Genomic DNA, 26599 nt, shown 5'->3' with positions numbered 1-26599 from the left:
ATGATGGTGACAGTCTACTCCGCCGCGTTACGCCCGGCTTGAAGGTTTCGGACATCGTCGACGTCCCGAACGTTGAAAAGGCGAATCTGGTGAAGATAGGCCGACAACTGATGCGGCGACAGGTCGAACACCGCCTTCAGTTCGCGCGTGAAATGGGGCTGGTCGGCATAGCCGTGGTCATAGGACACCGCCGCCACCTGTTTGGGCCGCTCGTAAGCCAGGTCGAGCACCGCCCGGCGCACCCGCCGCAGCCGGGCATAGATCTTGGGCGTCAGGCCGGTCTCCTTCAGGAACCGTCGGCGCAGCTGGCGCTCGCCAATATCAAATCCGGTCACGATCTCCGCCAGGGGCGTAAAGCCGTCACCCGAATGGATCCGTCGCACCATCTCGCAGACGGTCGAGTCCAGCCGGTCAGGCTGAACATGGCGGCGTGCCACGGCTTCGAAGCGGGCGGCGAAGTCGGTCAGGGACGACGCACCACAGCAGGCTGCCATCATCTCCGCCCCTAGGACCGGCACGGCGGCGAGCAGATAAACCATGCCGTTGGTCAGGGTTTCCGCCTCCAGGCCCAGCACGGCGCGAATGGCGCCGGTGCGCAGGCGCAGGCCCCAGTAGCGCAGACCACGCTGGACCGGCACGCGCACCGCCCGCTCCGCCGGCCCGGTCAGGCTGATGAAGGCGCCGATCTGCGGGATGGGCTCGATCAGGCACAGGCCGGCCGTGCCTTCGGGCACAATGACGTGCTCGTAGCTTTCGGGATCGATGGCTTCGGGCTCAAAATACCAGAACCGGTCGATCACAGCGGCAAGGTCAGAGGACGGTGCCTGTTCGCGAAAGATCATGGAAACGCCGATCCGTCCTTATGGGTAAACACCCACTGGCCGTCGATCTGATTGGCCTGGATATCGTCGTCGGGATAGGTGGCTGCGTCACCCGGCGTGCGGTCGCCGACCTCCAGATACACGACCTCTTCGTCCGTGCGGTTGACCACCCGGTGACCGTCGGCCACACCCGCCTTGAAGCCGGCGCACATGCCAGGCTCCAGCTGGGTTTCGCCGGCGTCGGTGATCAGGATGGGCCGGCCAGACACGACATAGACGAACTCGTCCTGACGGGTATGCCAGTGGCGCAGTGCCGACTGGCCGCCGGGCAGGATGCGCACCAGGTTGACGCCGAAATTGCTCAGCCCGAACAGATCGCCCAAGGTGCGCTTTTCGCGCCCGGCCATCATCGAGAAATAGGGTTCAGGATAGTTGGAGGGCCGGGTGCGCGTTGCGACCTCCAGGGCCTTGACAGCAACCGGTCGGGCGGGCGAATTTGTATCCATGGGTTGTCTCCTGCGCGGTCTAGTGAAGACCATGACGGTGGCGTGTCAATCCCCGGTTTGGCGGCCCCAGGCGCAACCGCCACAAATATTCCGCCAAATTGCGGGATTGGCGGTTGACTTTGCTGGCTCCGTGAGTATGTTCCGCGCTCTTATTTTCCGCGCACTCTTCGTGCGACCGTAACTCTAAGGACTTTAGCCATGGCGAAGCCCGCCTCCATCAAGATCCGCCTGAACTCGACGGCGGACACCGGCTTCTTCTACGTGACCAAGAAGAACGCCCGCACCAAGACCGAAAAGATGGTACTGAAGAAGTACGATCCGGTCGTGCGCAAGCATGTCGACTTCAAGGAAGGCAAGATCAAGTAGGATCTTCCCTTTGCTGTTATTCCAGGTGAGGTCCCCTCGCCCGGTTGATTGATTTGGCCGCGTTTTTGAGTTTTTGATTCGGACGCGGCTTTTTCGTGCCTGCGCAAACCGAGCGAGGTGACACCGTCCCTGACAGACGCTGCGATGGCTTTGGTAGAATTCCTGGTGGGCGGTCTGCTGCGGGGGTTAAGCCGCAGCCCTGACGACGACCTTGTTGCGGCCGGACTGCTTTGCCTCGTAGACGGCCTCGTCGGCGCGCTTGATGAGCGTTTCAGGCGAATCGCCTAACCCGCGCGAGGTCGATACCCCGACCGACACCGTCACATCCAGTTGCCGGCCGTCGGCCAGAACGAAGGGCTGGTCGGCGATCTGGGCGCGTACACGCTCGGCGATATTCAGCGCATCGCGGTCTTCGGTTTCCGGCATCAGCACCACGAATTCCTCACCGCCATAGCGGCAAGCCATATCGATGGCGCGGACCGACAGGCTGACCCGACGGGCGAATTCACGCAGAACCTCGTCGCCGGCGTCATGGCCGAAGCCGTCATTGATCTTCTTGAAGAAATCGATATCCAGCATCAGCACCGAAACCACCGGTCCGCCCTTGATATGGCGCGACAGGTGGACACTGAGCTGGTGATCCAGGAAGCGGCGATTGTTCAGGCCGGTCAAGGGATCGGTGACCGCCAGTTCCAGACTGCGGTCCAGGATGTTGCGCAGGAAGTCGCCGTAGCGCTTGCGCCGGATCTGGGTCTTGGCGCGTACGCGCAGTTCCTGCATATCGACTGGACGCGGCACCACGTCATTGACGCCCAGTTCGAGGGCCTTCAGCATCCGCTTGCGTTCGTCGGCATTGACGATAGCCAGGATGGGGCGCTGGCGCGTGGCTTCGTTGGACCGCATTTGCGCCACCCAGCGCAGAGGATCGAAGGATTTCGCCAGGAGATTAAGCACGACCAGGTCGACGCGGCCGGCAGCGATCTTCAGCGCCCGGGCCGGATCGGTCTCATAGGCACAGCGGTGGTCCTCGCCCAGTTGCACCATCAGCCGTTCGGCCTGGCGGACATTGTCGTCCAGCACCAGCACATTACCTGTGGCCGATATCTGGCGCTGGTAAACATCGTTGTCGATCAGACCGGCACGGCGTGACGAGGCTTCGCGGGCGCGCAGGTCGTCGGCCATCTGTTTCAGCCGGACCAGGGCCTGCAGGCGCGCCATCAGAATCACGTCGTCGACAGGCTTGGTCAGGAAATCGTCAGCCCCGGCTTCCAGGCCAGACAGGCGATCGTCGCGACCGTCCAGGGCAGTGATCAGGATAATCGGAATGTGGCGGGTTTCGGCCGCTTCTTTCAGCCGGCGGCAGACCTCGTAACCGTCGATCTCCGGCATCATGACGTCCAGCAGAATGATGTCCGGCTGGTGCTCGACGGCCATGTCGATGGCCAACTGGCCATCGTGCGCGGTCATGACTTCGTAATACTCAGCCTCGAGTTTCGCCTGCAGCAGGCGGACATTGGCCGGAATGTCGTCGACGATCAGGACGCGCGCGGTCATGGCTCAGCCCAGATACTTGCGCACCGTGTCGAGGAAATGGGTGACCGAGATCGGCTTGGAAATGTAAGCCTCACAGCCTCCCTCGCGGATGCGCTCCTCGTCGCCCTTCATGGCGAAGGCCGTCACGGCCACCACCGGAATGTGCGAGAGCTCATCGTCCTCTTTCAGCCACTTGGTGACTTCGAGGCCGGAGATTTCGGGCAGCTGGATATCCATGAGGATCAGGTCCGGGCGGTGCTGACGCGCCAGGGTCAGGGCGGAGAGGCCTTCGCCGGTCTGAAACGTCTCATAGCCCTGCGCATCCAGCAGGTCATGAAACAGTTTCATGTTCAGCTCGTTGTCCTCGACAATGAGAACCTTCTTGTTGATCATCCGCGGTAAACCTGTGTAGCCCCAAAAACCATCACGCATGCCGACGCGGCAGCTTCATGGCGGCCCGGCTTATTTTACTGTTACGGTTCTACACGGTTAGTCTTAAGCCGAGGTGAAGGGAAAGGTAACAGAAGGTAAAAATACCCTTTCAAAACCCTTAAGAAACAAGGTATAGAGCGCGAAATTGCAACCGCAATGGAGTCGCCGGACGGCGTCTCGCAACCCTTAGAGACTCATATGGGGGACTCATGTCGAAAGCCGAACTTAACCTTGCCACGCTCGGATTCGCCCTGCCTGTGGCCGCCGCGCCGGTGGCCAACTATGTCCCCTTCGTGCGTACCGGAAACCTGATCCATATCTCCGGCCAGGTGTCGAATGACGGCAAGGGCGGGCTGAAAGGTACGGTCGGCGCCGACCTGTCGGTCGACCAGGGTGTGGAAGCCGCGCGAATCTGTGGCTTGAACCTGCTGGCCCAGATGAAGGCCGCTGCCGGCGACCTGGATAATGTCGTGCGGGTGATCAAGTTGAACGGTTTCGTTCAGGCGGGACCGGATTTTTACGATATCCCCCAGGTGATCAATGGCTGCTCCGACCTGATGGTAGCTGTCCTGGGCGATGCCGGCAGGCATGCCCGCTCGGCCGTGGGCATGTACAAGATTCCGCTGGGCTTTGCGGTCGAAATTGACGCGGTGATCGAGGTTCTGGACCGGCGCTGATTCGACGGCTTGCCCCCTTTCCTCGCGTCTATTAAGTAACGGATATCAAGGGGGAAACCACAGTGATAATCGGTATTGACCTGGGAACGACCAACTCCGCCGCGGCTGTGTTTCGCGACGGTAAGGCCGAACTTATTCCCAATAGTTTGGGCCACAACCTGACGCCGTCGGCCGTCGGGATCGACGACAATGGCGACGTCCTGGTCGGTTTGCCGGCGCGCGAACGGCAATCGACCCATCCGAACCTGACCGCCACGGCCTTCAAACGCTATATGGGCGCCAAACGCGAGACGCGGCTGGGCAAGAAGCTGTTCTCACCCGAGGAACTGTCGGCGCTGGTCCTGGCCTCGCTGAAACGCGATGCCGAAGCGTATCTGGGCGAAAAGGTCACCGAAGCCGTTATCACCGTCCCCGCCTACTTTAATGACAAACAGCGCAAAGCCACGCGCCGTGCCGGCGAACTGGCCGGGTTAAAGGTCGAGCGCCTGCTCAACGAACCAACCGCCGCGGCTCTGGCCTATGGCATCCATCTTCTGGACGACGAATCGCAGTTCCTCGTTTTCGACCTGGGCGGCGGGACCTTTGACGTTTCCATTCTGGAAATCTTCGAAGGCGTTATCGAGGTTCGCGCCTCGACGGGCGATGCCCGGCTGGGTGGCGAGGATTTCAACGACCTGCTGGTCAATGACATGCGTTACAAGTTCCGCGACGACTGGAAGCTGAAGTCCGGCGAAGAGGATGCCCTGCGCGAAAAGCTGCGCGCATCCGCCGAACGCGCCCGCCGCACACTGACAAACGCCAGTGAGGCCTCTATGGACGTTGTCTGGCGCGACACGGCCTACAGCCACGCCGTGACCACCGACAGCTTCGAGGCCCTGGCGGCGCCGCTGATTGAGCGTCTGCGCGAACCTGTCCTGCGATCTTTGCGCGACAGCCAGATCAATGCCGCCGCCCTGAAGGAGATTGTCCTGGTGGGCGGCGCCACCCGCATGCCAGTGGTACGCCGGGCGGTGACCAAGATGTTCGGCCGCTTTCCTTCGCAGACCGTCCACCCCGACGAGGCGGTCGCCCTGGGGGCCGCCGTTCAGGCCGGGCTGAAGGCGCGCGACGTCGCGCTGAAAGAAGTCGCGGTCACCGACGTCTGCCCGTTCAGCCTGGGCGTCGCCACAGGTGAGCGCGATGCCTCAGGCCACGTCCGGTCCGGCCTGTTCTCGCCGATCATTGAACGCAACACCACGGTGCCGGTCAGCCGGATTGAAGTCTTGTCGTCCCTGCAGGACGGCCAGTCCGAAATCGAGGTCGAGATCTATCAGGGCGAGTCGCGCTTCGTTGTCGACAATGTCGCCCTCGGCAAGCTGCGGGTGCCGATTCCGCGCCGGCCGGCGGGCGAAATTTTTATCGAGGTCCGTTTTACCTACGATATCAATGGTCTGCTGGAGGTCGACGTCCACGTGCCGGCGACCGGCGAACGGCGGCAACTCGTCATCGTCGATGAAGATGGCCCGTCCGGCGCCGATCTGGAGAAACAGCGCAAGGCGCTGGAGGCGCTGAAGGTTCATCCGCGCGACGCCGACACCAATCGCGCCCTGATGGCACGGGCCAATCGCGCCTTTGAGAACCATCTCGGCGACGTCCGCGACCATATCGCCCGGCTGATCAGCCAGTTCGAATCCGTCCTCGACAGCCAGGACCCGCGTCTGGTCGAACGGGCCCGAACGGAGCTCAGCAGCCATCTCGACTCGCTGGAAGGCGAGACTTGGCTGTGACCGGGGCTGTGACCGGTTCGGTCTGGGACACTCTGGGCATCGCTCGCACGCGCGATCAAAAAGAGATCAAGCGCGCCTATGCCCGCCGGCTGAAGGAAACCAATCCGGAGGACGACCCGGAAGGCTTCAAGACCCTGCGCACCGCCTATGAGCGTGCCCTGGCTGGGGTCGACGATAGCGGCGACAGCGTCTTCGTCTTCCCTTCGCTCAAAAAGCCGGAGAAGGTCGAGGCCACGCCGGTAGAGGCGGCTCAGGATGCGGCTGAACCGTCGCCGCCTGATCCGCGCCAGATCCATGCCGGTCTGCAGGGCCGACTGGAAAACCTGCTGCGCAAGCGCCAGGTCGATCCCGACGCCGTTCTGGCAGCCTTCACAGCGGTGCTCAAATCTCCCGCCATGGACCTGGTCGATGTCCACGCCGCCACCGAAGAATGGCTGGCCTGGCTGATCGCCAACCGGTCACCGCGAACGGATATCCTGATCGCGCCCGGCTGCGACCGCTTCGGCTGGGGCGGACGCGGCCTGAGACAACGCGACCACTTTCATGTTCAGCGCATCCTGGCGCGGCAGCGGGACCTGAACTTCCTCGGTGAAATCCGCAAGGCCGATTCCGAGCACAATGCGGCCTACCGGATCCTGTCCGCTCCGCCTAAACCGGTGACCGTGCTCAGCCGCCTTCTGGGCCAGGCGCCCACCCACAAGATTTCCGATTTACTGGATGTGGTGCGGCGAGAATACCCCACCGCAATCGCCGACCTCAACAGCGAAACCGTGGCGCAATGGGACGACTATCAGGCCCGGCCGCAGCTCGGTACGTGGGGTTTGCGCTTCGCCGCGGCATCGCCACCCTGCCTGGTCGGGCTGTTGCTGGGACAATGGCTTTTGCCGCCGGAATGGTCAGCGCTCAGCATCCTTCTGATCATTCCGCCAGCGTTTGCAGTGGCGTCGCTCATCGGCGTCTACGGCTTTGAAATGCCACGCCGGATGTGGCTGAGCGCCTTTGTCTACGGCGCGCCTGTCTGGCTGCGCTATGGCTGGGCGCTGGCCATTGTCGCGGCCTTAGCCGCAGCCGCCGCCCTGCCCGCCTCGCCAATTACAGCCCTGGCCGTCGCCGCCGCGTCACTGGTCGTCGCGATGTGGGCTCGCACCACCGGACAGGCCGACACGAGCGACGGCCAGTTGCCGTGGCAACTTCGCGCCGCCTTCAGCGAAATCTACCTGTTGGCCTGGTGGCTGGTTCTGGCCTTCAACCTGGTGCCTTTGATGCCATTTTTGCAAATGTCGGCGGCCATGGTTGCGGCCGCCGTTGTCAGCGCCTACGGCCAGCGGCCGATGTTCGAACTTTGGCTGTCGTGGCCGAAATGGGGGCGCCTGCTGTACGGTCTGATGGTTCTTGGCCTGGCGACCGGGACGGCTGTCCTGCTGAACGACGTGGCGCGTGCTGGTGCCGACGCCTGGTGGCCGGGAGTCGCTGCCGCTGTGGCTGTGACGGTGCTGGCGCATCGCCCGCTGATCCCGCTCCTGGGCGAATGGGGCTTCCGTCTGAAGTGGTACAGCATGATTGGCCTCGTCTGGTTTGCCCTGCATGGCGGTGCGGCGCATGTGGTAATCGCCGGCGCGGCGGTTCTGCTATTCTGGGCGGTGGCGCATACCATCCTTGTCACCGCGCGCGACACGTTTTCCAGGACCTGATTGAGGTGCCCAAGCCTGACTGAGCGGATTGTGCGCCCGCAAATAGGGTGCTAGCGTTACCACTTGCCTGCTTCAGGAGCCTCCCATGAAAACCAGCCTTGTCGCCCTTGCCGCCGCCCTGTCTCTGGCGGCCCCCGCTGTCGCCGCCGATACATCCGGCGACGGATGGCCCGCCTTCCGCGACCTGTACAAGGAACTGGTCGAGACCAATACCCAGCATTCCGACGGCTCTTGCACCCTGGCCGCCGAACGCATGGCAGCGAGGCTGAGGTCGGCCGGCTATACCGACGCCGATCTGCATATCTATGCACCGGTCGATGCGCCCAAGGATGGGCTTCTGGTCGCCACCTTGCAAGGCTCGGACAAGCCCGCCAAGGGCATCCTGCTTCTGGCCCACATCGACGTCGTGGAAGCCAAGCGCTCGGACTGGGTCCGTGATCCCTACAGCCTGATCGAAGAGAACGGCTATTTCTATGGCCGCGGTACCACTGACGACAAGGCCCAGGCAGCCATATTCGTCGACACCCTGATCCGTTACAAGCAGGAGGGTTACAAGCCGAAAAAGTCGATCAAGGTGGCACTGACCTGTGGCGAGGAGACCGAGGGCGTGTTCAATGGCGCCCGCTACCTGGCCAACGAGCGCAAGGCGTGGATCGATGCCGACTTCGCGATCAATGAAGGCGCCAGCGGTGAGTTGGATGCCCAGGGCAAGCGCGTAGCGCTGAACATCGAGGCGGCGCAGAAGGTCTATCAGGACTTTACCGTGACCGCCACCAACACGGGCGGCCACAGTTCACGCCCGCGCCCGGACAATGCCATCTACGCCATGGCCGATGCGTTGAAGAAGGTGTCGGCCTACAGGTTCCCGGTGATGCTGAACGATGCCAACCGCGCCTATTTTACGCGCACCGCCAAGTTACGCGGCGGTGAGATCGGGGCGGCCATGACCGCCATTGTCGCCAATCCCGCCGATGCTGCGGCCGAGGCGACGCTTAGCAAAGACACCAGCCTGAACGCCACCTTGCGCACCACCTGTGTCGCGACCCTTATCAATGGCGGCCATGCACCCAACGCCCTGCCCCAGACGGTGACGGCCAATGTCAACTGCCGGATCTTCCCGGGTGTGCCGGTTGAGACCGTCCAGGCCACCCTGGTCGAGGCGATCGGTGACCCGGCCATCAAGGTCGAAACCGACGGTCACCGCAGCCCGGCCACGCCGACGCCAAAAATGCCTCCCGAAATCTTGGGGCCAATCGAAAAGGTCAGTGCGGAGATTTATCCGGGTGTACCGGTGATCCCGGTGATGACGCTGGGCGCGACCGACAGTATCCATACCTCGGCCGCCGGCATCCCCAGCTACGGTTTCCGCGGCATGTTCGTCGACCCCGATGGCGGCAATGCCCACGGCCTGAACGAGCGCATCCAGGTCCAGTCGGTCGTTGATGGCCGGCGGCTTTTCTACAAGCTGATCAAGATCTATGCCGGAGGCAAGTGAACTAAGGCTTCGCCTGCACGAAGCCATTTCCGAGATCGGTCAAGCCGCCTGGGACGCCTTACGCCCGGACGGCAATCCGTTTACCGCGTTCGCCTATCTCGACGCCCTTGAGCGTAGTGGCAGCGTCGGCTCCGGCACGGGCTGGCAGCCGGCACACCTGTCCCTGTCGGACGGTGACACCGTGGTCGGTGTAATGCCGCTGTACGTCAAGTCGCATTCCATGGGCGAGTATGTCTTCGACCAGTCGTGGGCACGGGCCTATGAACAGGCCAGTGGCGCCTATTACCCCAAGCTGCAGGCTTCGGTGCCGTTCACACCCGTAACGGGGCCACGGTTGTTATCACCCGATCCGGTCGTGCGGTCCGCTTTGGCCGAGGCTGCCATGTCGGTCTGTAATCGCAATCAGTTGTCGTCGCTGCACGTGACGTTTCCTACCGCCGAAGAGTGGGAAATGCTCGGGGACAATGGGTTCCTGCTGCGCCAGGATCAGCAGTTCTGGTTTGATAACCCGGGCTATGGCTCGTTTGACGATTTTCTGGCGGCACTGTCGTCGAACCGGCGCAAGGTTATACGGCGCGAACGCCGGGATGTTCAGGCGGCGGTCGATGTGCGCCAGATCACAGGTAATGACATAACCCAGGGCCATCTCGACCAGCTCTATGACTTTATTGCCGACACCTATGAACGCAAATGGGGTACCGGAACGCCCTATCTGACGCGGGAGTTTTTTCCCATGGTGGCGGAAACACTGCGCGACCGGATGCTGCTGGTCTTCGCCTATGACGGCGACAGGCCGGTGGCGGGGGCAGTAAATTTCATCGGCGAAGACGTGCTGTATGGCCGGCAATGGGGCTGCCATGTCGACCTGCCCTTCCTGCATTTCGAGGTCTGTTATTACCAGGCGATCGACTTTGCTATCGCGCGTGGCCTGAAGCGGGTCGAGGCCGGTACCCAGGGCGAGCACAAGCTGTCACGCGGCTACCTGCCCCACCCGGTCTATTCAGCGCATTATATCCGCGATGCACGGCTGCGGGCGCCGGTGGCAGCGTATCTCGCCCAGGAACGGCAGGCCGTTCTGCAACATATGTCCGTCCTGGGGGACGAGGCATCGCCGTTCAAAAAGACACCGTGATGTCCAATTACGAAAACCGCCGCGAGAAATAAAGGCTGGCGTAGATCAGCAGCCCCAGCCCGACGACGCCGCTGAGCGCCGATGCCCCGATCATGAATTCCACCCACGGCAGGTGAAGACCACTGAAATTCTTGAACAAAAGCAATGCGACCGAGCCCAGATAGCCGCTCGAATCGGCGACGTAGATGAGAAACCCTGCCGTCCCCACTTTGCCGGTCGCGGCCAGCAGGCGGTCGAACATCAGACCGTTATAGGGCGTATAGGCCAGATAGAGCCCGGCGCCTAAAAGCACCATCCAAAGCACCGGGCCGATGAGTCCCAGATAAAAGACGATACTGGCTCCGGCGGTCAGGCACAAACCAACCCCGATAAGAACGAGATTGGCGAAGATGGCGGTCCGATTGCTACGAAAAATGGCAAGCCCGGCCATGACGCACAGGACCAACAGTCCGATGGGTATCTCAGTCAGCGTGAACAGCGCGGCCTGCTCGCCCAGACCAACGCCCTTCCAAATCTCGGCGGCGAAATTATCGCGGAAATCCCTTAGCGCCGTCAGCATGACATACAGCAGGATTAAAGCGACCAGGCCCGGTGCGTAGGCGGAAAACAAAACGCGTCGCGCCGCCTTGTCCATAGGCGCGCGTTCGACGCGGGCAGCCATGTCGGCGGCGTTGGGCGGCGGGAGGTGCGTCAATCCCCAGACGCAGACGGCCAACAGCGGCGCGAACAACAGGCCGGTGATCGCCGGCATGGTGAATTCATCGGCATAGCCTTGCAGCATCAACCATTTGCCGACCGATTTGACCACACCCGACGACACGATAAAGCTGGCGCACAGGATAGAGCCCAGGATTTCCGAAGTCCGCCGCCCCTCCAGGAAACCGAAGACCAGCCCCCAGATCATGCCCAGCGGCAGGCCGTTCAGAAACAAGAAGACGATATTGAGCGGTGCCGGGACGACCGCAAACCCGACCAGGGCCAGTTGGGCCAGACCGATCAGAACCACGATGGCCAGGGCCCGCCACCGGCCAGGAAGTTCCGACACGAAGCGGATGCCGATCAGCTTCGACAGGGCATAGCCGAAGACCTGTGCGATTACCAAGGCGATCTTGTAGTCGACCACCCAGTCGCCGACCTCGGCATAGCTGGCGGCCGTGAACGGTTTGCGAAAGGCGTACATGGCGAAATAGGCGCCAAACGCCATCAGCCCGCCATAGAGAACGAACAGCGGCGCAGGGGCCGTCTGCAGCCACCGCGTCAAAGCGGTGGTCTTGGTGGCGCTGGTCATGAATGGCTATCCCCGTGCAAGCCCGTTGAAGCGCACCCTATGACCGAAACATGTGACAGGCGTTTGGTCCGAGGGCGATTTGCGATGTGAACGCGCCTGTCTAAATACTGATGCGGCAAGGCGCTGTGCCGGGGCGTTCGCCGGCGCGGATACGATCTTCGATCTCTGGCAGCAGGCCCAGGATATCCGCCACGCTGCCCACGACGTAGTCCGCCCCGGCCTCCGCCAAAGCCTGAGCCGCCGGCATGGTGCGCGCCTGGCGTTGCTCCGGCGTCAGGGACAGGAAAGCGTCAAGCGGCAGACCGACGCCGTTGCCGCTGGCAGCCACACCCAGCGTCCAGGTGCCGGCTTCGCAGCCTTCGTGGATGCCGACCACCGCATCATCGACCTTGATCGCCGTGCGGGCCGGCCAGACGCCCAGTTCGACAAGGGCCTTCCAGGTCATCAAAGGCGACGGCCGACCCTCCAGGGTTTCACCGGCGCAGACCACCAGATCCGGCGCGTAGCCCTGGTCGGCGGCGGCGGCAAGGATCTGGCCCATCATCGACCGGCTATAGCCGGTTCCCGAGCCAATCCTGACACCTTTCGTCCGAAGATAGCGCACCAGTTCAGTTGCCCCGTCGATCAGGCGCGTATGCTGCCCGGCTGCGGCCACCATCCTGGGTTCAACCCGGCGAAACAGGTCGTCGATATCGGCGTCCGCCGGCGCACGCCCAGCCATGGCCTCGAAAGCCGATCTTTGCGGCGCCCGGCTCAGGATGGCGTGAATGTGCGCCCGCTTGGCCATGCCCATATCAGCGCGGGCTTCGGCGTCGCTCAACGACAAACCGATCTCAGCGAAGGCACCATGCAAGGCGACGACCGGCGCGCAGCAGCCAAAGTCGATCATGGTACCGGCCCAGTCGAAGATGCAGGCCTTGATGGGCGAATTATCCGACGATGGTGGCATGAAGCTCGACTCCCAGGCTTGAAAGCGTCTTTTCGGCGATACCGAAGGCGGTGGACGCCCCCGCGCCACAGGTGACCACGACATGGCGCACGTCGGTATCGGGCGTATCGATGAAGTATAACTGCTGATCCGACACGGCATAGGTGCCGATCCAGCGCTCCAGCACGGGCGGTGGTGCGCCGAGGACTTGCCGGTACTCGTCCAGGATCAGGTCATCGATGGCTTCCAGCCCAAAGGGATCGGGTGTATGATCATAGCTATGGCTGTCGCCGACAACCAGACTGCCATCGGTGCCCTGCACGACGATCAGATGGACGCCGGCCTTCAGGTGCTGTGGCTGCTCGGACTCCAGTCGAATTTTGAGTGCGGCGGCCTCATCCAACTCGCTGTAACCCAGATAGCGCACCAGCCCCAGGTCGGACATAATCGAACCCGGCAGACGATAGCCGGGCGAGGCCAGCCGCAACATCTGCAGCTTGCAGCGACTTACGCCGAAGCTGGGCAGACGCGACGCGAAGACACCACTCAGATTGTCGCCCTGGCAGACAACAACGCTGCGGGCCCTCACGGTGCCCAGGCTGGTCGCGATCTGGCCGTGTGAAACGTCCAGCGCCGTACAATGGTAGAGAAAATCGACGCCGAGCCGGCGCCGAAGGTTTTCGGCAACCTGCGGGATGACGTCGCGCGATTCCAGGCGTACCTCGTGGGGCGAGTGCAGCACCCGCCTGACGTCCAGTGACAGCGGGATGGGTAGTTCGGATGGCGCCAGCAGACGGCAGCCTTCGCCCATCTCCGTCCGCAGGAAGGCGTCCAAAATAGCTTCCGACTCCGGGCGGCGCACGCACATATAGAGGCCTTCGTGTTCGGCCCTCAGCCCCAGTTCGGCGATAACCGTCTGCCAGATTGCCCGCGAACGCCGGGCCAGTTGGTAGAATTCGCCGCGCTTTTGGCCGGTCACGGTAATAAATCCGAAATTGCGCACCGACGCGCCATTGGCGGCGCCATCGCGTTCGATGACCACAACCCTCAGTCCGGCCGATGCGGCCAGGTACGCATGGGCCAGCCCCACGACGCCGGCGCCGACAATGGCCAGATCATAGGTCGTGGTTGGGAAGGATGGCGTGGTCATCATGCCGGCTCACCGCCTGACCCGCACAGAGCCTGTTCCAGGTAGGCGTCCAGGAAGACCTCCAACGGCCTGGTCGTCGCATGGGGATCTTTGGCGATATCGTCGATTCGCCTCAGGGCAATCGCCTCGCGGGCATGGGCCTGGGCGAGAAACGCCGCCTGCTCCTTGCCGTCCATTGCGCCGCCCTGCAAGGCAAGGGAGATGACAGAGTCCTTCGACAAGGTGGCCTCGTAGCCGTCTTCGGCTCCGCACAGATAGCGTTTGGCCGCAACATGTAGCCGGATGGGTTCGCTGACGTCGGGCGGAAAACGCTTCGCGGCCCACTGCGCGCCCACCTCTTCGTGGCGATCGTCGACCCCCGCCTCGGCTGGCGTTTCGCCCAGGTCGTGCACCATATGTCCGACGTCGTGCAGCAGGGCGGCGACGATCAGGGCCGCGGACAGGCCCTGAGCCTGGGCGTGCGCCGCCGCCTGCAGGCCGTGCTGAAGCTGATTGAGGTGATAAAGACCGTAACCGTTATGCCCCTCACGCAGATACAAGGTGCAAATTTCCTGCTTAAGGGCCTGCGTGCCGATCATGATTGTGCTCCTGGGAATTGGGTCAAGCTTCAGAAAGGCGTCGCATCCGGTTTCAGCCTCGTCGCAAAGTCGACTACCCTACAATGATGACAGGTTTGCGTGGCTTTCGGTCGGATTTATGACAATTTACCAATTTAATGCCTCGTGAAAAATACAGAACTCCACAAAACTTCGCTTTTAGGTTATTTATGTCACATTTAGCCCTTACGACAGAGCGCCAGTGTCGGTCGATAAGCCGGCTCAAGGACTTTAAAACTGGCTGACGAAACGTATGGCCGTTGAACGGGTGAGGATGGGCGTGCGTGAAATGATGCAGCAACGACCGGTCGCGCTTCACGATGAAGAAGCGTCGCCACGACTTTTAAGTGGCATTGGCCGGCAAGCGGTTGTAAAGGCACCACATCTCGACGAGCCAGGATTACTGTCCAGGGGACGCATGCTGCAGGAAACCCGTCAGTCCGAAATCTACAATCTGCTGCAACTGCACCGGACCTGCACCATTGCGGATCTGGCGCAACGGTTTGACGTCAGCGACGAAACCATCCGCCGCGACATTCGCCAGTTGGAGGCCGAAGGTCAGGCCTACCGCGTGCGCGGGGGCGTTACGCTGAAGGAAACCGCCGCTGAAGCGCCGTACCTGACCCGCCGCAACCAGAATGCAGAAAAGAAACAAGCTATAGCGCTCAAGGCAGCACAGCTTGTCGAAGATGGCATGACGATCCTGATCGACTCCGGCTCCACCTCCTATTGGCTCAGCCGGGCTTTGTCGAAGCAGCGACATCTCAACATCATCACCAACGCCTTGGAAGTCGCGCGGGAAATGGCCGGCAAAAACGACTGCAGGGTGTTTTTCGGCGGCGGCGAGATCGATGACCACTACCAGTCCTGCTTTGGCACCGCCACCGAAGCCTTCATGAGCCAGTTTACCCCGGCGCTCGCGTTTTTTTCCATCAGCGCCATCGATTCACGGCGTGGCCTGCTCGATATTCATTATCCGGAGGCGACTTTGAAGGCCAGATTATGCCCGCTGGCGTCCCGAGTCGTTGTCCTGGCGGACTCGACCAAGTTTGAACGGCAAGGCATCGTCAAGGCGCTTGATTTCAAGGACGTCGATATTTTTATCACCGATACCGCGCCGCCGGCGCAACTGCTTGAAGCCTTGCGGGACGCGGAAGTCCTGATAGGCTGAGACCGCTTACGCCTCCCCCCCCCTTTTTTTAATAGATAGTCTCCGACGCCGCGGCTCGCCTCGTCGCACATCTCTCTGCGTGACCTCAGGCCGGTCGCGCTGCACGACTTGTGCCGTAAGCTGATGAATTGCATCTCCAGAGCAACACATTCGCAACACAAATTCACAAAAGCTCACATTTTTGCCCACAAAGAACACAATTGTCACAAAGCAGCGCTATCGCTCCGCCTGAGGTCGTCTGCGTAGCATGTCCCGTGCATCGCGATCGTCCCGCCCCCTTGTCATCCCTGGAGAGATCTGATGAAGAACATGCTCATGACGGGCGCAGCTGCCGGCGCCCTCCTCCTGATCGCTGCGCCTTCTTTCGCGCAAACAGACACCACGACATCATCGCAAACCGCGTCGTCGGCCGCAGAGACCGCGCCGGTCGAGGTCGTCATCACCGGTTTTCGTAAATCGCTGAGCGATGCTCGCCGACTGAAGCGCAGCTCGAATATTCAAATCGATGCCATCGTCGCCGAAGACATGGCCAAGTTCCCTGAACTCAACCTCGCAGAATCGCTTCAACGCCTGCCCGGCGTGCAGATCACACGTGAAGCCGGCGAAGGCCGTCGCATCTCCCTGCGCGGCCTGGGGCCCGATTTTGCCCGCGTTCAACTCAACGGCATGGAAGTACTGGGCAATGTCGACTCGGCCCAGGACAGCCGTGGCCAGCGTTCGCGCGACCGCGCCTTCGACTTCAACATTTTCGCGTCGGAGTTGTTTTCACGGGTAGAGGTAGAAAAGACCTTTGAAGCCGCACAAAAAGAGGGCGGCATGGGTGGAACGGTGGGCCTCTATACCGGCAAGCCCTTTGACTATAAGCCGGGCAGCAAGGGTGCGCTGTCGGTCAAGATCGGCACCAACGAATATACCCAAGATGTCCAGCCGCGCATCGCCGCCCTGTACAGCTATAACTGGGACAACCGCTTCGGTATTGCTGTGTCGGCCGCCTACAGCACGCGCGAGACCACCGAGCAGGGCCACAACACCTATAATTACGAGCAGCCCAGCGCCGGCAAGATGGCGGAACTGGTCGCCAAGGGCCTGAACATCTCCAAACTGACCACGGCTCAGCAGGCTAAGTTCCTGTCCGGCGACCTGTATTTCGCCGACGGCAACCGCATCTCGTCCTGGAACTCAGACCAGGAGCGCCTGGGCCTGACCGCTGCAGTACAGTGGCGTCCGGTCGAGAACATGCTGCTCACCCTGGACGTTTTGCATGGCGAATACACCACAGAGCGCAGCGAAGTGCACCTCGCGACACGGCCGCTGGCCTCGTCCGGTTCGGTGGCCTTCGACACGGCCGCCAGCACTGTTTGGCCAACGGCCTTCCAGACCGCGTCGGTGATCAACAATCTAACCTGGGACAGCAGCAACTACGTTACCATGACCGATGTCACAGGCACGACGTTTGGCAGCGAACACCGCCGCTCGCTGAACGAAAACCGCTTCGATCAGATTGCCTTGACCGGCAAGTGGAACCTGTCCGATCGCCTCACCCTCGAAGGCCATATCGGCTATGAGAAGTCGACCTATGAGACGCCCTATGACGACAAGCTGTATATGCGCGCCAGGGGCAACCTGATCGCCGACTATGGCAGCGACGGCCGCTCGGCCTCTTTCCAGTATCCGAACTGGGATACGACCGACCCCGACAATTACGTCATGGACTCTTTCTACTACCGCGGTTTCAACAACCAGTCCGAACTGCGCGAAGCTGAGTTCAACGCTAGCTATGCACTTTCGGACGTGTGGACCCTGCGGGCGGGTGCTGCCTATCACCGCTTCTCGCAAGGCGGAATCGACAAGTTCTATGACGACAACGTCAACGGAACCCGCACCAAGACGCGCGGCACGTCGGTCGCTGACATCACCTCGGTCTATACCAACGAATTCGGCTCCTGGCTGATCGGCGACTATGGCAAGGCCTTTGCCAAGTATAACGAATACCACCGTTTCGGCCCGAACAGAGACGGGACGGGCGGCGCACTCCAGGACATCGAGAACGTCTACGACACGACGGAATCAACGATCTCGGAATTTGTTCAGGCCGACTGGGACAGCGAACTGTTCGGCAAGCGTTTCCGCGGCAATATTGGTCTGCGCGGTTACCAGACCGACACCCGCAGCGTTGGCTGGATTCAGGGCGACAGCTATGCCTATCTTGGCACGGCCGACGTTGAAGGCAGCTATTCCGGCGTGCTTCCAGCCCTTAACACGGTGCTGGAGATGACTCCGGACGTTCTGGTGCGTTTTTCCGCCACCCAGAACCTGAACCGTCCGGGTCTCGGCTCCATGGCCGCCAAGGGCAGCGCTTTTCAGTCCAACGAAGACTGCGATTTCAGCAAGCCAGACGCCGTAAACAACTGCGAAATCTCGGCCTCGCGCGGCAACCCGGACCTCAAGCCCTACAAGGACGATACGCTCGACCTGTCGGTAGAATATTATTTCGGCAAGACAGGGCTGGTCTCGGCCGGCGTGTTCCAGAAGAAGATTACCAACTTCATCGATTCTCAGAACCTCGAAAACATCCCGTTCAGCGAGACGGGCGTGCCTTCCGGCACCATCCCGGGCGCCAATGAGAACACGATCGTCGATGAGTTCTCGATGCCAGTCAATATTTCCGGCACGAAGACGCTCACCGGCTTCGAACTGGTGGCACAGGGTCAGTTGTCCTTCCTTCCGGCCCCCTTCGATAACCTGGGCGTGGTCGCCAACTACACGTCTGTCGATGCCCCGATCGAGATCACGGGCATCTCCAAAACCAGCTACAACGCCACCGTCTACTATGAGACCGAGGTCTGGGGCGCGCGCGCTTCGCTCAGCCACCGCAGCAAGTGGTACTCGGGCCGCAGCAGTTCGGTTATGAGTGCCAGCACGCGTGGCTTCCAGGAATCGACCTATGTCGACGCCGCGGCGTTCTACAACATCAACGCCAAGCTTCAACTGTCGCTGAATGCGATCAACCTGACCAACCAGAAGGATACGCAGTTCTGGGGACAGAACGAGTATCTCTACAATCAGAACCAAAGCGGGACGACCTACATGTTCGGCCTGGCCTACAAATTCTGACGTAAAACTGTGTGATGAAGACGCGCTCCACCTTCCCGGAGGTGGGGCGCTGTCTTTGCAAGTGTTGAGCCCTGTGATCATTTCCCATCATCATCGTTTCATTTTTGCGGCGGTTCCCAAGACCGGCACCCATTCCGTGCGCCAGGCGCTGCGCGAACATCTGGGTGACGACGACGTCGAACAGGTGGGGCTGTTCGTCAACAAACGCTTCCCTTGGCATGATCTGGCCGCCATCCAGCACGGCCATCTGTCGTTGCGGCAGGTGCGACCTTATCTCGGCGACGACGCCTTTGCCGCCTATTTCAAGTTTGCCTTCGTGCGCAATCCGTTCGCGCGTTTCGTTTCCTACTGCGCCTTCATGTTGCGCGACAGCGATGCCTTTCAGCGCGCCCCCCGCGAGGTCATGCACCACTTCCTGTTTGTCGCGCCACCGCAAGACCATATCCTGTTCAAGCCCCAGGCCTCACTGCTGGTCGATGACGACGGGAATACCCTCCTGACGGATATGGTCGGCCGAGTCGAAGACATGCAGGGCTCGTATGACCGCATCTGCGCCCGTCTTGGCTTCCCATCACAGCCGCTCGGCCACGTTAATGGCAGCCGCCATGGCGATTATCGCCACTATTATGACGACGCCCTGATTGCGGGGGTTGCGGCGCGCTATGCTCAGGATCTCGACCTGTTCGGCTATAGTTTCGAGGACGCGAGATGACGACTGACCCTCTGCCCTCCGCCAATCTCCGCAAGACTAGAGGCGTTCGCCATCTCGGTCCGGTCGATATCGCCCCTCTCCGCGACGCTGTCATGGCGATCCCGCAGGCGGTCTGGCGCGAGGAGAATGCCGGCAAACCGAACCGGTTCGAGGCCCTGGGGGAAACCCGCCATATGGTTTTTCGCTTTGTCGACAGCGTCCTGGACTGGCGCCGGTCGCACGATCGCAGCGCCTGGCCGCAGTGGCGCGACCTGGTGGAACCGGTACTGGCTCAGGCAGTAGCGAGCTATGGCTACCGGCAGGCCGCCTTCCCCAGGGTCATGTTGGCCGCCATGCCGCCGGGTGGCATCATTCACCCACACATCGACGCCAACCTGGCCGCCAAATGGCCGCACAAGATTCATGTTCCAATCCTGACCAACCCCAAGGTGGTGTCCTTCTTTGGCGGCGCTCCGCACTATTTTCCGCCCGGACAGGCGGTCGAGGTCGACAATCTGGGTCCGCATTGGGTGCGCAACGACGGGGATACCGACCGGGTCCATCTGATCTTCGAATACTATGACACCGAGCAAGCTGAGCCTGACTGGTTGGCCAAGCCAGCAGGGGACACAGTAGGATGACGGCCGATCGCGACGCCCAGCTCAAGGCGGCCCAAATGGCGCGCCAGCAAGGCCGTAACGACGACGCCCTCGCAAGGCTCGCCCACCTGCAGACGCTTTATCCGCGGTTCAGCCGCCTTTATCAGGAGCAAGGCCACTGTCACGTGGGTCTAGGCGACACTGCCTCGGCCATTGCTGCGTTGCAGGAGGCGGTGCGTCTCAATCCGACTCTACCCGCAAGTTGGGACATGCTGGAACAGCTCTACCGGCTGACAGGCGTCCCCGCCCAGGCGGCAGCGGCCGCTCAAACCCTGGCCCAGTTGCGTAGCCTGCCGCCCCAGGTGGTGGTTGCCAACAGTCTGTACGCCGACGGCGACCTGAAAGAGGCTGAAGACGTCATTCGGGACTACCTGGACTGTGACGCGGACAATATCGGCGCGGCGCGGATGCTGGCCCGTATCCTGAACGATGACGGCCGGCTGGATGAAGCTGAAGCCCTGCTCGAGGAGGTGCTGGCCCGCGCCCCCGATTATCACGCGGCGCGTCTCGACTACGCCCTGGTCCTGTTGCAAAGCCAAAAGCCCCTGCCGGCGCGGCAACAGGCGGAGCACCTGCTGGCCCACAACCCGGACCACCGTGACTATCTCAAACAATATGCCGCTGCCTGCGTGGCGCTCGGCGATTATGAACCGGTGATCGCTCTGTACGATCGGTTGCTGAGCCCTGGCGGACCGGCACTGCCGGCGGCCGAAATCGCCGACCTGCGCTACTGGCGGGCGCATGCGCTGAAGATCACCGGCCGGTATGATGAGGCCCTTGCCGACTATCACGCCGCCCTGGCGGCGAAGCTGGACTATGGCGTGGCCTGGTTCGGCCTGGCCAACCTCAAAACCTATCGTTTCAGCGACGCAGACATCATGCGGATGCGCGCCGCCCTGCAAAAACACGACCTTCAGGATATGGACCGGATCTATCTCAGCTTTGCCCTGGGCAAGGCGCTCGAAGACCGTCGGGCTTATGAGTTGTCCTGGCACAGTTACGCTCAGGGCAATGCGCTGCGCAAACGCACCAGCACCTACAGCCCTGAGGTCGCTGAAGCCTGCGCCACGCGATTGCAGCAAAGCTTTACTGTGGATTTTTTCGCACGGCGCCAGGGCTGGGGTCTGGCGGCCCCCTCGCCCGTACCCATCTTCGTTGTCGGCCTGCCGCGGTCCGGATCGACGCTTATCGAACAGATTCTGGCCTCGCACTCCTCCGTCGAAGGCACCCAGGAACTCACCGAGATTGAGCGTTACGCCGCTGAGCTCTTTGGCCGCGACCCCGCCTGCCACCTGCCTGTCGACCTGGCCGCCGCACGGCGGATGACACCCGAGGCCGCGCAGCGCCTGGCCCAGCGCTACCTCGATGACACCCACACCTATCGCCGTGAGGGCCGAGCCATGTTTGTCGACAAGATGCCGAACAATTTCTGGCATATCGGCCTGATCCATCTCCTTATGCCCAACGCCATCATCGTCGACGTGCGGCGCGAGCCGATGGCCAGCGGCTTCAGCAATTTCAAGCAGTTGTTCGGTGGATCGAACCAGATGTTCAGCTACGATCTGGTGGACATCGGCCGGCATTACCGCACCTATCTCGATGTGATGGCCCATTGGGATCGCGTACTGCCGGGCCGGGTCATGCACATTCAGTACGAGGACCTGGTAGCGGATCTCGATCGCCAGGTCCGGCGTTTGCTGGCCCATTGCGGCCTTCCCTACGAAGCCGGCTGCCTGGCCTATCACGCGACCCAACGCAGCGTCCGCACACCCAGCTCCGAGCAGGTGCGCCGGCCCATCGATCCGCAGGGGACGGTACAATGGCAAAACTACGCCCCCTGGATGTCGCCATTACACGACACTCTGGGCGACGCTCTCACCCGCTACAGAGTGTGACCCATGCGCCTGGCCAAGCCTTTTTTTCAACTTCCCATCCTGTTTGATGTGCCGCGCCTCCAGGCCGAGATTGCCGCCCTGCCGCCTCAGGCCTGGGTGCCGCATCCCGATCAGGTGCCGGGCAACAGCGCCGCACGGCTCATCAGTGTGCAGGGCCAGGAGACGGACGCCGTTCATGGCCAGATGCTGGCGACGGCCTGGCTTGAGGCCTTGCCCTATGTCCGTCAGGTTCTCGCCGGGTTTGGCGTTGTGTGGGGCCGATCGCGGCTGATGCGTCTTGGCGCCGGCGCCGGGGTACCCGAGCACGCCGACATCAACTATCACTGGCATACACGTGTCCGCCTCCACATTCCGATCACCACGCAGCCGGCCGTTCGCTTTCACTGCGACGGCCAGTCGGTCCATATGGCCGCCGGTGAAGCCTGGATCTTCGACAACTGGCGCCGCCATCATGTCGAAAACAATTCGGAGGTCGAGCGTATCCACCTCGTTGCCGATACCTCCGGAACGGCAGCATTCTGGAGATTTGCCTGCGACGCCCCGCCCCCGCGTGAAGAGTGGCGGACCTTGGCGTGGGCGCCCGAGTCCCGCCCGCGGCTTTTGACCGAGACCCATCGGCCCTCACCCGTCATGCCCGCCGCCGAGGTCCAGTTCCTGGTCGAGGACTTGCGATCGGAGCTCGTACTGGTCAGCGACAACGCTGATGGCCGCGGCCGCCTGACGCGTTTCAACCAACTCATGGAAGCGTTCGTCCAGGACTGGCGGCAACTGTGCGCCCTGCATGGCATCGGCGGCCAGGGCCGGCCGGAGTTTCAGCGCCTGGCAGATGCCGTTCGCGCCGCCGCCACCCCGCTCGCCGCCGGACTGGTGATGCGTACCAACCAGGTCAACGCCATGCTGGTGCTCGAAAAGCGCGTCCTTCAGCACCTCGTTACCGACAGCCCACAGCCATCCCCTGGCCGACAAACATAATCTCCGTCTCCCCCCGATCCCAACCTCTGGAGCCACCCATGACAAACCCGATCCGCAGATTTTCGCTGCTGTTCGCTCTCCTGACCTGCCTGCCGGGCGCGGCCCTGGCCGATGCCGCAACCTCCGCCAAACCCAGCCACGTCGTTATCATTGGCATCGACGGACTGAGCCCAGACGGCATCCTGAAGGCGGACACGCCCGTACTGCACGACATGATGAAAAACGGTAGCTGGAGCCTGCATGCCCGTGGGGTTTTGCCCACTACCAGCAGCGCCAACTGGGCCTCCATGATCGGTGGCGCCGGACCAGAGCAGCATGGCGTGACCAGCAACGACTGGCGCGTCGGGGAGTTTGGCTTTCCGACCTCAGTCACCGGCTCCGGCGCCTTTTTTCCTTCGATCTTTCAAGTGATTACCGACCAACACCCGGACTGGGAGGTCGGCGCGATCTATCACTGGAGTGGTTTTGGCAACCTCTATGATCACCGCTTTGTCGACTACAACGTCAATGGTGCCAGCGAAGACGCCACGACCGCCCTGGCCGTCGACTATATCAAGGCCAAACGCCCGCAATTCCTGTTCGTCCATCTCGATCATGTCGATCACGCCGGGCATGAATACGGCCACGGCACCCCCGACTACTACGCCTCCGTCACCAAGGCCGACCGTCTGATCGGACTGATCCGTCAGGCGGTCTCCGACGCCGGCATCGCCGACGACACCGCCATCATCGTCACCTCCGACCATGGCGGTGTCGGGAAGGGCCATGGTGGCGAAACCCTGGCCGAACTGGAGATTCCGTGGATCGCTTATGGCCACGACGTCACGCCGGGCGTCGAACTGGACCTGCCGATCAATACTTTCGACACGCCGGCGACGGCAGCCTGGCTTTTGGGCGTCGACATTCCCTATGCGTGGTTGGGCCGCCCCGTCCGGCCTGTCCTTAAAGGCGAGCCGATGCCCAGACAGGCCTATCGCATCAGCAGCTTCTACGCCTCGCCGGTGATCGAGCCGACAAACGATGGCAATACGCCCTCCGGCGGCCTGTTTATCAACCGGTCAGCGCAGATGACGCTCCGCAATCCCAACAGCGTCGGAGACCTGCGCTACACGCTCGACAACTCCGTTCCGACACACGATTCTCCGCTCTATACCGGCCCCGTCGAGATTCGCAAAAGCACCATCGTACGCGCCACCCTCTTCGTCGACGGTCAGCCCGCCAGCGTTCCGGCCACCGGCTATTTTCGCATCCTCGAGCTGGACGCCGCCAAACCACAAGGCCTGACGCACAAGGTCTATCTGCTGCCCGAATCCCCGGTCCGCCTACCCGACTTCTCGCGAATCGAGCCCGTCGCATCAGGGACCTCTTACGAATTCACCATCGACGGTCTGAACCTGCCGCGCGCCGATGCTGTCGCGGTTGTCTTCGAAGGCAAGATCCGCATCGACACCGCCGGCGCCTATGACTTCTTCCTGGCGTCAGACGACGGCAGCAAACTGTATATCAACGGCGCGACGGTCGTCGACAATGACGGCGACCACGGCGTCATCACGGCGACCGGCAGTGTCGAACTCCAGCCCGGGCAGCACGTCATTCGGGTCGAGTATTTCAATGGCGGCGGTGGGTCCTGGCTGGGCGCCTGGTTTCAGGGACCGGGCATTCCGCGCCAATTCATCGATCCTAACCTGCTGACGCAGCCATAGCCCGTCTTCCGGTCAAATTACGAAAAAGCACCGCGAAATCTTGTTATAGCTTTCGCGGTGCGATCACCTTTTTAAACCATCTCTCAGGTCCACCTCCCCTTGAAGATCCTGCACGGTCGGCCGGATGACAGCACAAGGGGACGAGGCCTCGCTGTTCAAAAAACGCCGTAACGTGGTAGGGTGGGGAATGGCCCAATACACCACCTATTCCGCCTTCTTCGATTTTTACCTGAGCGAGCACAGCGTCCCGCTGACCCGCGCCTTGCACTATATGGGCTCGACGTGCGGGATTGCGGCTTTGGCGGCCGTGGTCTGGACAGGTAATCCGGTGTGGATTCTGGCGGGATTGGTCGCCGGATACGGGCTTGCCTGGGTCGGGCACTTCTTTGTCGAGCACAACAGGCCGGCGACGTTCACCTATCCGCTATGGTCGTTCGTGGGCGACTACCACATGTTCTTCCTGTGGCTGACCGGGCAGTTGGCTAAGCGCCGGGCACGGGCCGGACTTTAACGCAGACCGCTGAACCAGATTTCCAGGCTGACCGCCTGCGCCTTCATGCCATTGCGGCGTTGATCGGCCTCGGTGTCGTTTCCCCATATCCCCGCCTGGAAGGTTTCGCCGACAGTTGAGGCTACAAACGCTGCTTCGCCGGTCAGGTGACCGTGCCACAGGGCCATCGCCAAAACAACCGACCCCAGCAATGGCGTCGCGCTCATCAGGCCGGCCTGTTCGTAGGGGGTCATGCCGCGCACAAAGGCTTGTAAACGCTCAAGAGTCTGGGCCGGCTGGGGGCGATGGATCAGGGTCAGGTTCTGGTGAAATTCCAGGCCCAGATCCTGTCGCGCCCAATGCAGGACGGGGTCCCAGAGCTCGGCTTCCTGAGCGATCAAAGATTCCGGATATTCGGAAGGATAACAGATCAGGTCGGTTTCGGCGTAGCGCAGGACCTCGCTGACGATCTCGTCCTGGATGTCCGGCATGCGGTCGATGGCGGCAAAACCCAAACGAGTCAAAGGCATGGCGTCGTAGTCGACGTGTTCGCCCACGGCTGCCCACTCGGCCGCCACCGGGTGCGCCAGGGTGTGGACCGGCAGGACCAGATGGGCGCCCGACGGGGTTTTCACCGGGCGGCCGTCCAGGGCAATGCCGAGACCCTCGGTGACGGTGACCTCTTTCCAGAAGCGTTTGGGGCGGTGGCCCAGTTGGTCAGCGCGCTTGGCGGGTTTATCGGAAGGCATACAGGGCAGTCTCTAATTCTTTGAAATCATGGACGATATGGTCAGCCTGATCCAGTTCTTCAACCGTGTGGAAGCCCCAGGAGACGCCGATGGCGTGGACCCTCGCCTCACGCGCCATGCGCATGTCATGGCCGGTATCACCGATCATCACCGCTTGGTGCGGATCCAAGCCGAGGGCCTTGAGATTGGCCTGCAGCATGTGGGGATGGGGCTTGGACGGGCCGTCATCGGCGCAAAAGGTGGCATCGAACAGGTCGTGCCAGTCATAGGAATTCAAGCAGCGGTTGACGCCGCGGCGCGATTGGCCGGTCGCCATACCGAGGAACCAGCCGTCGCTCTTGAGGCGGCGCAGGAGGTCGTCGGCACCGCTATACAACGTTTCGTGAAATCCAGAAGTCTCGTGTATCCGAAGAAAACTGCCCTGAAACGCCGACTGATAGGCGCGGTGCGTCGTTTCGTCGTGATCCGGTAACATTTGCACAATGGCTTCGAACAGCGAGATGCCAACAATAGACCGCACCTGGTCATAGCTGGGTGGCGTCAGGCCGGTCGCTTCGGCAGCTTCGGTGGCGGCGCGGAAAATGCTCGACCGGCTGTCGACCAAAGTGCCGTCCACATCAAAAACAGCCATTTTTATGCGCTCAGGTGCCCCAGGGCGAATTTGAGATTCGCCCTTCTTGCGAGTGGAATCCCAATCTGCTTGCAGATTGGGTGGGGCTCCTCGCAAAGGCTCGGGCGGGCAGTCGCCCTTGCCAAAGCCAAGAGGCTTTGGAG

Annotated in this window: 24 protein-coding genes; 14 read left to right on the top strand and 10 right to left on the bottom strand. The window is 61.8% G+C overall.

Annotated elements, in window-relative coordinates:
* Positions 1-14 precede the first annotated feature (14 nt).
* Both ABI_RS20555 and ABI_RS20550 read right to left on the bottom strand, forming a co-directional pair.
* Positions 15-842 carry a helix-turn-helix domain-containing protein gene (locus ABI_RS20555; protein WP_006274998.1) on the bottom strand — a complete coding sequence of 276 codons (828 nt, stop codon included), beginning with the start codon at positions 840-842 and terminating at the stop codon, positions 15-17.
* A complete protein-coding gene (locus ABI_RS20550) occupies positions 839-1327 on the bottom strand; it encodes a cupin domain-containing protein (RefSeq protein ID WP_006274997.1) in 489 nt (162 codons plus the stop codon). Before ABI_RS20550 ends, ABI_RS20555 begins: the two co-directional genes overlap by 4 nt.
* Positions 1328-1525: 198 nt before the next feature.
* On the opposite strand from ABI_RS20550, the gene rpmG reads away from it, so the two are divergent.
* Positions 1526-1693: a 50S ribosomal protein L33 gene (rpmG, locus tag ABI_RS20545; RefSeq protein WP_006274996.1), complete on the top strand. Its 168-nt coding sequence runs from the start codon at positions 1526-1528 to the stop codon at positions 1691-1693.
* A 186-nt stretch (positions 1694-1879) separates the two neighbouring features.
* On the opposite strand, the gene ABI_RS20540 is transcribed toward rpmG, so the two are convergent.
* The gene (locus ABI_RS20540) at positions 1880-3247 is read right to left on the bottom strand and encodes a PleD family two-component system response regulator (protein ID WP_040309787.1); all 1368 of its coding nucleotides are present in this window, start codon (positions 3245-3247) and stop codon (positions 1880-1882) included.
* A 3-nt stretch (positions 3248-3250) separates the two neighbouring features.
* The gene (locus ABI_RS20535; protein WP_169313762.1) at positions 3251-3616 is read right to left on the bottom strand and encodes a response regulator; all 366 of its coding nucleotides are present in this window, start codon (positions 3614-3616) and stop codon (positions 3251-3253) included.
* A gap of 251 nt (positions 3617-3867) precedes the next feature.
* Here ABI_RS20535 and ABI_RS20530 point away from each other — a divergent pair, with 251 nt between their 5' ends.
* From ABI_RS20530 to ABI_RS20510, 5 genes are all read left to right on the top strand, one after another.
* The gene (locus ABI_RS20530; protein WP_040309786.1) at positions 3868-4335 is read left to right on the top strand and encodes a RidA family protein; all 468 of its coding nucleotides are present in this window, start codon (positions 3868-3870) and stop codon (positions 4333-4335) included.
* Positions 4336-4397: 62 nt separating this feature from the next.
* Complete coding sequence (locus ABI_RS20525; RefSeq protein WP_006274993.1) at positions 4398-6101, top strand: Hsp70 family protein; 1704 nt, start codon at positions 4398-4400, stop codon at positions 6099-6101.
* Positions 6098-7792: a J domain-containing protein gene (locus ABI_RS20520; RefSeq protein WP_040309785.1), complete on the top strand. Its 1695-nt coding sequence runs from the start codon at positions 6098-6100 to the stop codon at positions 7790-7792. The genes ABI_RS20525 and ABI_RS20520 overlap by 4 nt, the downstream gene beginning before the upstream one ends.
* Before the next feature lie 85 nt (positions 7793-7877).
* On the top strand, positions 7878-9287 hold the full coding sequence (locus ABI_RS20515) for a M20/M25/M40 family metallo-hydrolase (protein WP_006274991.1): 1410 nt from the start codon (positions 7878-7880) through the stop codon (positions 9285-9287).
* Positions 9271-10419 (top strand): GNAT family N-acetyltransferase, encoded by a 1149-nt coding sequence (locus ABI_RS20510; RefSeq protein WP_006274990.1) that lies wholly within the window; start codon positions 9271-9273, stop codon positions 10417-10419. Before ABI_RS20515 ends, ABI_RS20510 begins: the two co-directional genes overlap by 17 nt.
* A gap of 7 nt (positions 10420-10426) precedes the next feature.
* Here ABI_RS20510 and ABI_RS20505 read toward each other — a convergent pair whose 3' ends face one another.
* The 4 genes from ABI_RS20505 to ABI_RS20490 form a co-directional block, all read right to left on the bottom strand.
* On the bottom strand, positions 10427-11707 hold the full coding sequence (locus ABI_RS20505; protein WP_006274989.1) for a DUF5690 family protein: 1281 nt from the start codon (positions 11705-11707) through the stop codon (positions 10427-10429).
* A 100-nt stretch (positions 11708-11807) separates the two neighbouring features.
* The gene (phnX, locus tag ABI_RS20500; protein WP_006274988.1) at positions 11808-12656 is read right to left on the bottom strand and encodes a phosphonoacetaldehyde hydrolase; all 849 of its coding nucleotides are present in this window, start codon (positions 12654-12656) and stop codon (positions 11808-11810) included.
* The gene (locus ABI_RS20495; protein ID WP_006274987.1) at positions 12637-13788 is read right to left on the bottom strand and encodes a TIGR03364 family FAD-dependent oxidoreductase; all 1152 of its coding nucleotides are present in this window, start codon (positions 13786-13788) and stop codon (positions 12637-12639) included. The genes phnX and ABI_RS20495 overlap by 20 nt, the downstream gene beginning before the upstream one ends.
* Positions 13785-14363, bottom strand: coding sequence for an HD domain-containing protein (locus ABI_RS20490; RefSeq protein ID WP_006274986.1), 579 nt, complete (start codon positions 14361-14363; stop codon positions 13785-13787). Before ABI_RS20490 ends, ABI_RS20495 begins: the two co-directional genes overlap by 4 nt.
* Before the next feature lie 271 nt (positions 14364-14634).
* On the opposite strand from ABI_RS20490, the gene ABI_RS20485 reads away from it, so the two are divergent.
* The 8 genes from ABI_RS20485 to ABI_RS20450 all read left to right on the top strand — a co-directional run bounded on the left by ABI_RS20485 (position 14635) and on the right by ABI_RS20450 (position 25097).
* Positions 14635-15552, top strand: coding sequence for a DeoR/GlpR family DNA-binding transcription regulator (locus ABI_RS20485; RefSeq protein WP_006274985.1), 918 nt, complete (start codon positions 14635-14637; stop codon positions 15550-15552).
* 300 nt (positions 15553-15852) lie between these two features.
* Entirely contained in the window at positions 15853-18666 is a 2814-nt protein-coding gene (locus tag ABI_RS20480; protein WP_006274984.1) for a TonB-dependent receptor, read from the top strand.
* Between the two features lie 73 nt (positions 18667-18739).
* On the top strand, positions 18740-19378 hold the full coding sequence (locus ABI_RS20475; RefSeq protein WP_040309783.1) for a sulfotransferase family 2 domain-containing protein: 639 nt from the start codon (positions 18740-18742) through the stop codon (positions 19376-19378).
* Positions 19375-19998 carry an aspartyl/asparaginyl beta-hydroxylase domain-containing protein gene (locus ABI_RS20470; protein ID WP_006274982.1) on the top strand — a complete coding sequence of 208 codons (624 nt, stop codon included), beginning with the start codon at positions 19375-19377 and terminating at the stop codon, positions 19996-19998. Before ABI_RS20475 ends, ABI_RS20470 begins: the two co-directional genes overlap by 4 nt.
* A complete protein-coding gene (locus ABI_RS20465) occupies positions 19995-21911 on the top strand; it encodes a tetratricopeptide repeat-containing sulfotransferase family protein (RefSeq protein WP_006274981.1) in 1917 nt (638 codons plus the stop codon). The genes ABI_RS20470 and ABI_RS20465 overlap by 4 nt, the downstream gene beginning before the upstream one ends.
* Before the next feature lie 3 nt (positions 21912-21914).
* Positions 21915-22883: an aspartyl/asparaginyl beta-hydroxylase domain-containing protein gene (locus ABI_RS20460; RefSeq protein WP_006274980.1), complete on the top strand. Its 969-nt coding sequence runs from the start codon at positions 21915-21917 to the stop codon at positions 22881-22883.
* Positions 22884-22921: 38 nt separating this feature from the next.
* On the top strand, positions 22922-24586 hold the full coding sequence (locus ABI_RS20455) for an alkaline phosphatase family protein (RefSeq protein WP_006274979.1): 1665 nt from the start codon (positions 22922-22924) through the stop codon (positions 24584-24586).
* 187 nt (positions 24587-24773) lie between these two features.
* Positions 24774-25097, top strand: coding sequence for an Mpo1-like protein (locus ABI_RS20450; protein ID WP_006274978.1), 324 nt, complete (start codon positions 24774-24776; stop codon positions 25095-25097).
* Here the strand turns inward: ABI_RS20450 and ABI_RS20445 are convergent.
* Both ABI_RS20445 and ABI_RS20440 read right to left on the bottom strand, forming a co-directional pair.
* Positions 25094-25825 (bottom strand): ATP12 family chaperone protein, encoded by a 732-nt coding sequence (locus ABI_RS20445; protein WP_006274977.1) that lies wholly within the window; start codon positions 25823-25825, stop codon positions 25094-25096. The genes ABI_RS20450 and ABI_RS20445 overlap by 4 nt on opposite strands.
* Entirely contained in the window at positions 25812-26456 is a 645-nt protein-coding gene (locus tag ABI_RS20440; protein ID WP_040309782.1) for an HAD-IA family hydrolase, read from the bottom strand. Before ABI_RS20440 ends, ABI_RS20445 begins: the two co-directional genes overlap by 14 nt.
* Positions 26457-26599: the final 143 nt, after the last annotated feature.

Origin of the sequence: Asticcacaulis biprosthecium C19 (assembly GCF_000204015.1) — a bacterium.
Lineage (GTDB): Bacteria > Pseudomonadota > Alphaproteobacteria > Caulobacterales > Caulobacteraceae > Asticcacaulis > Asticcacaulis biprosthecius.
This window is presented reverse-complemented; position numbering and strand designations above follow the sequence as displayed.

Bases quoted from the DNA above. Each gene is read 5' to 3' on its own strand.
- ABI_RS20555 (WP_006274998.1), bottom strand. From the start codon at position 842: ATGATCTTTCGCGAACAGGCACCGTCCTCTGACCTTGCCGCTGTGATC.
- ABI_RS20550 (WP_006274997.1), bottom strand. From the start codon at position 1,327: ATGGATACAAATTCGCCCGCCCGACCGGTTGCTGTCAAGGCCCTGGAG.
- rpmG (WP_006274996.1), top strand. From the start codon at position 1,526: ATGGCGAAGCCCGCCTCCATCAAGATCCGCCTGAACTCGACGGCGGAC.
- ABI_RS20540 (WP_040309787.1), bottom strand. From the start codon at position 3,247: ATGACCGCGCGCGTCCTGATCGTCGACGACATTCCGGCCAATGTCCGC.
- ABI_RS20530 (WP_040309786.1), top strand. From the start codon at position 3,868: ATGTCGAAAGCCGAACTTAACCTTGCCACGCTCGGATTCGCCCTGCCT.
- ABI_RS20515 (WP_006274991.1), top strand. From the start codon at position 7,878: ATGAAAACCAGCCTTGTCGCCCTTGCCGCCGCCCTGTCTCTGGCGGCC.
- ABI_RS20510 (WP_006274990.1), top strand. From the start codon at position 9,271: ATGCCGGAGGCAAGTGAACTAAGGCTTCGCCTGCACGAAGCCATTTCC.
- ABI_RS20505 (WP_006274989.1), bottom strand. From the start codon at position 11,707: ATGACCAGCGCCACCAAGACCACCGCTTTGACGCGGTGGCTGCAGACG.
- phnX (WP_006274988.1), bottom strand. From the start codon at position 12,656: ATGCCACCATCGTCGGATAATTCGCCCATCAAGGCCTGCATCTTCGAC.
- ABI_RS20495 (WP_006274987.1), bottom strand. From the start codon at position 13,788: ATGATGACCACGCCATCCTTCCCAACCACGACCTATGATCTGGCCATT.
- ABI_RS20490 (WP_006274986.1), bottom strand. From the start codon at position 14,363: ATGATCGGCACGCAGGCCCTTAAGCAGGAAATTTGCACCTTGTATCTG.
- ABI_RS20485 (WP_006274985.1), top strand. From the start codon at position 14,635: ATGGCCGTTGAACGGGTGAGGATGGGCGTGCGTGAAATGATGCAGCAA.
- ABI_RS20480 (WP_006274984.1), top strand. From the start codon at position 15,853: ATGAAGAACATGCTCATGACGGGCGCAGCTGCCGGCGCCCTCCTCCTG.
- ABI_RS20470 (WP_006274982.1), top strand. From the start codon at position 19,375: ATGACGACTGACCCTCTGCCCTCCGCCAATCTCCGCAAGACTAGAGGC.
- ABI_RS20465 (WP_006274981.1), top strand. From the start codon at position 19,995: ATGACGGCCGATCGCGACGCCCAGCTCAAGGCGGCCCAAATGGCGCGC.
- ABI_RS20460 (WP_006274980.1), top strand. From the start codon at position 21,915: ATGCGCCTGGCCAAGCCTTTTTTTCAACTTCCCATCCTGTTTGATGTG.
- ABI_RS20455 (WP_006274979.1), top strand. From the start codon at position 22,922: ATGACAAACCCGATCCGCAGATTTTCGCTGCTGTTCGCTCTCCTGACC.
- ABI_RS20450 (WP_006274978.1), top strand. From the start codon at position 24,774: ATGGCCCAATACACCACCTATTCCGCCTTCTTCGATTTTTACCTGAGC.
- ABI_RS20445 (WP_006274977.1), bottom strand. From the start codon at position 25,825: ATGCCTTCCGATAAACCCGCCAAGCGCGCTGACCAACTGGGCCACCGC.
- ABI_RS20440 (WP_040309782.1), bottom strand. From the start codon at position 26,456: ATGGCTGTTTTTGATGTGGACGGCACTTTGGTCGACAGCCGGTCGAGC.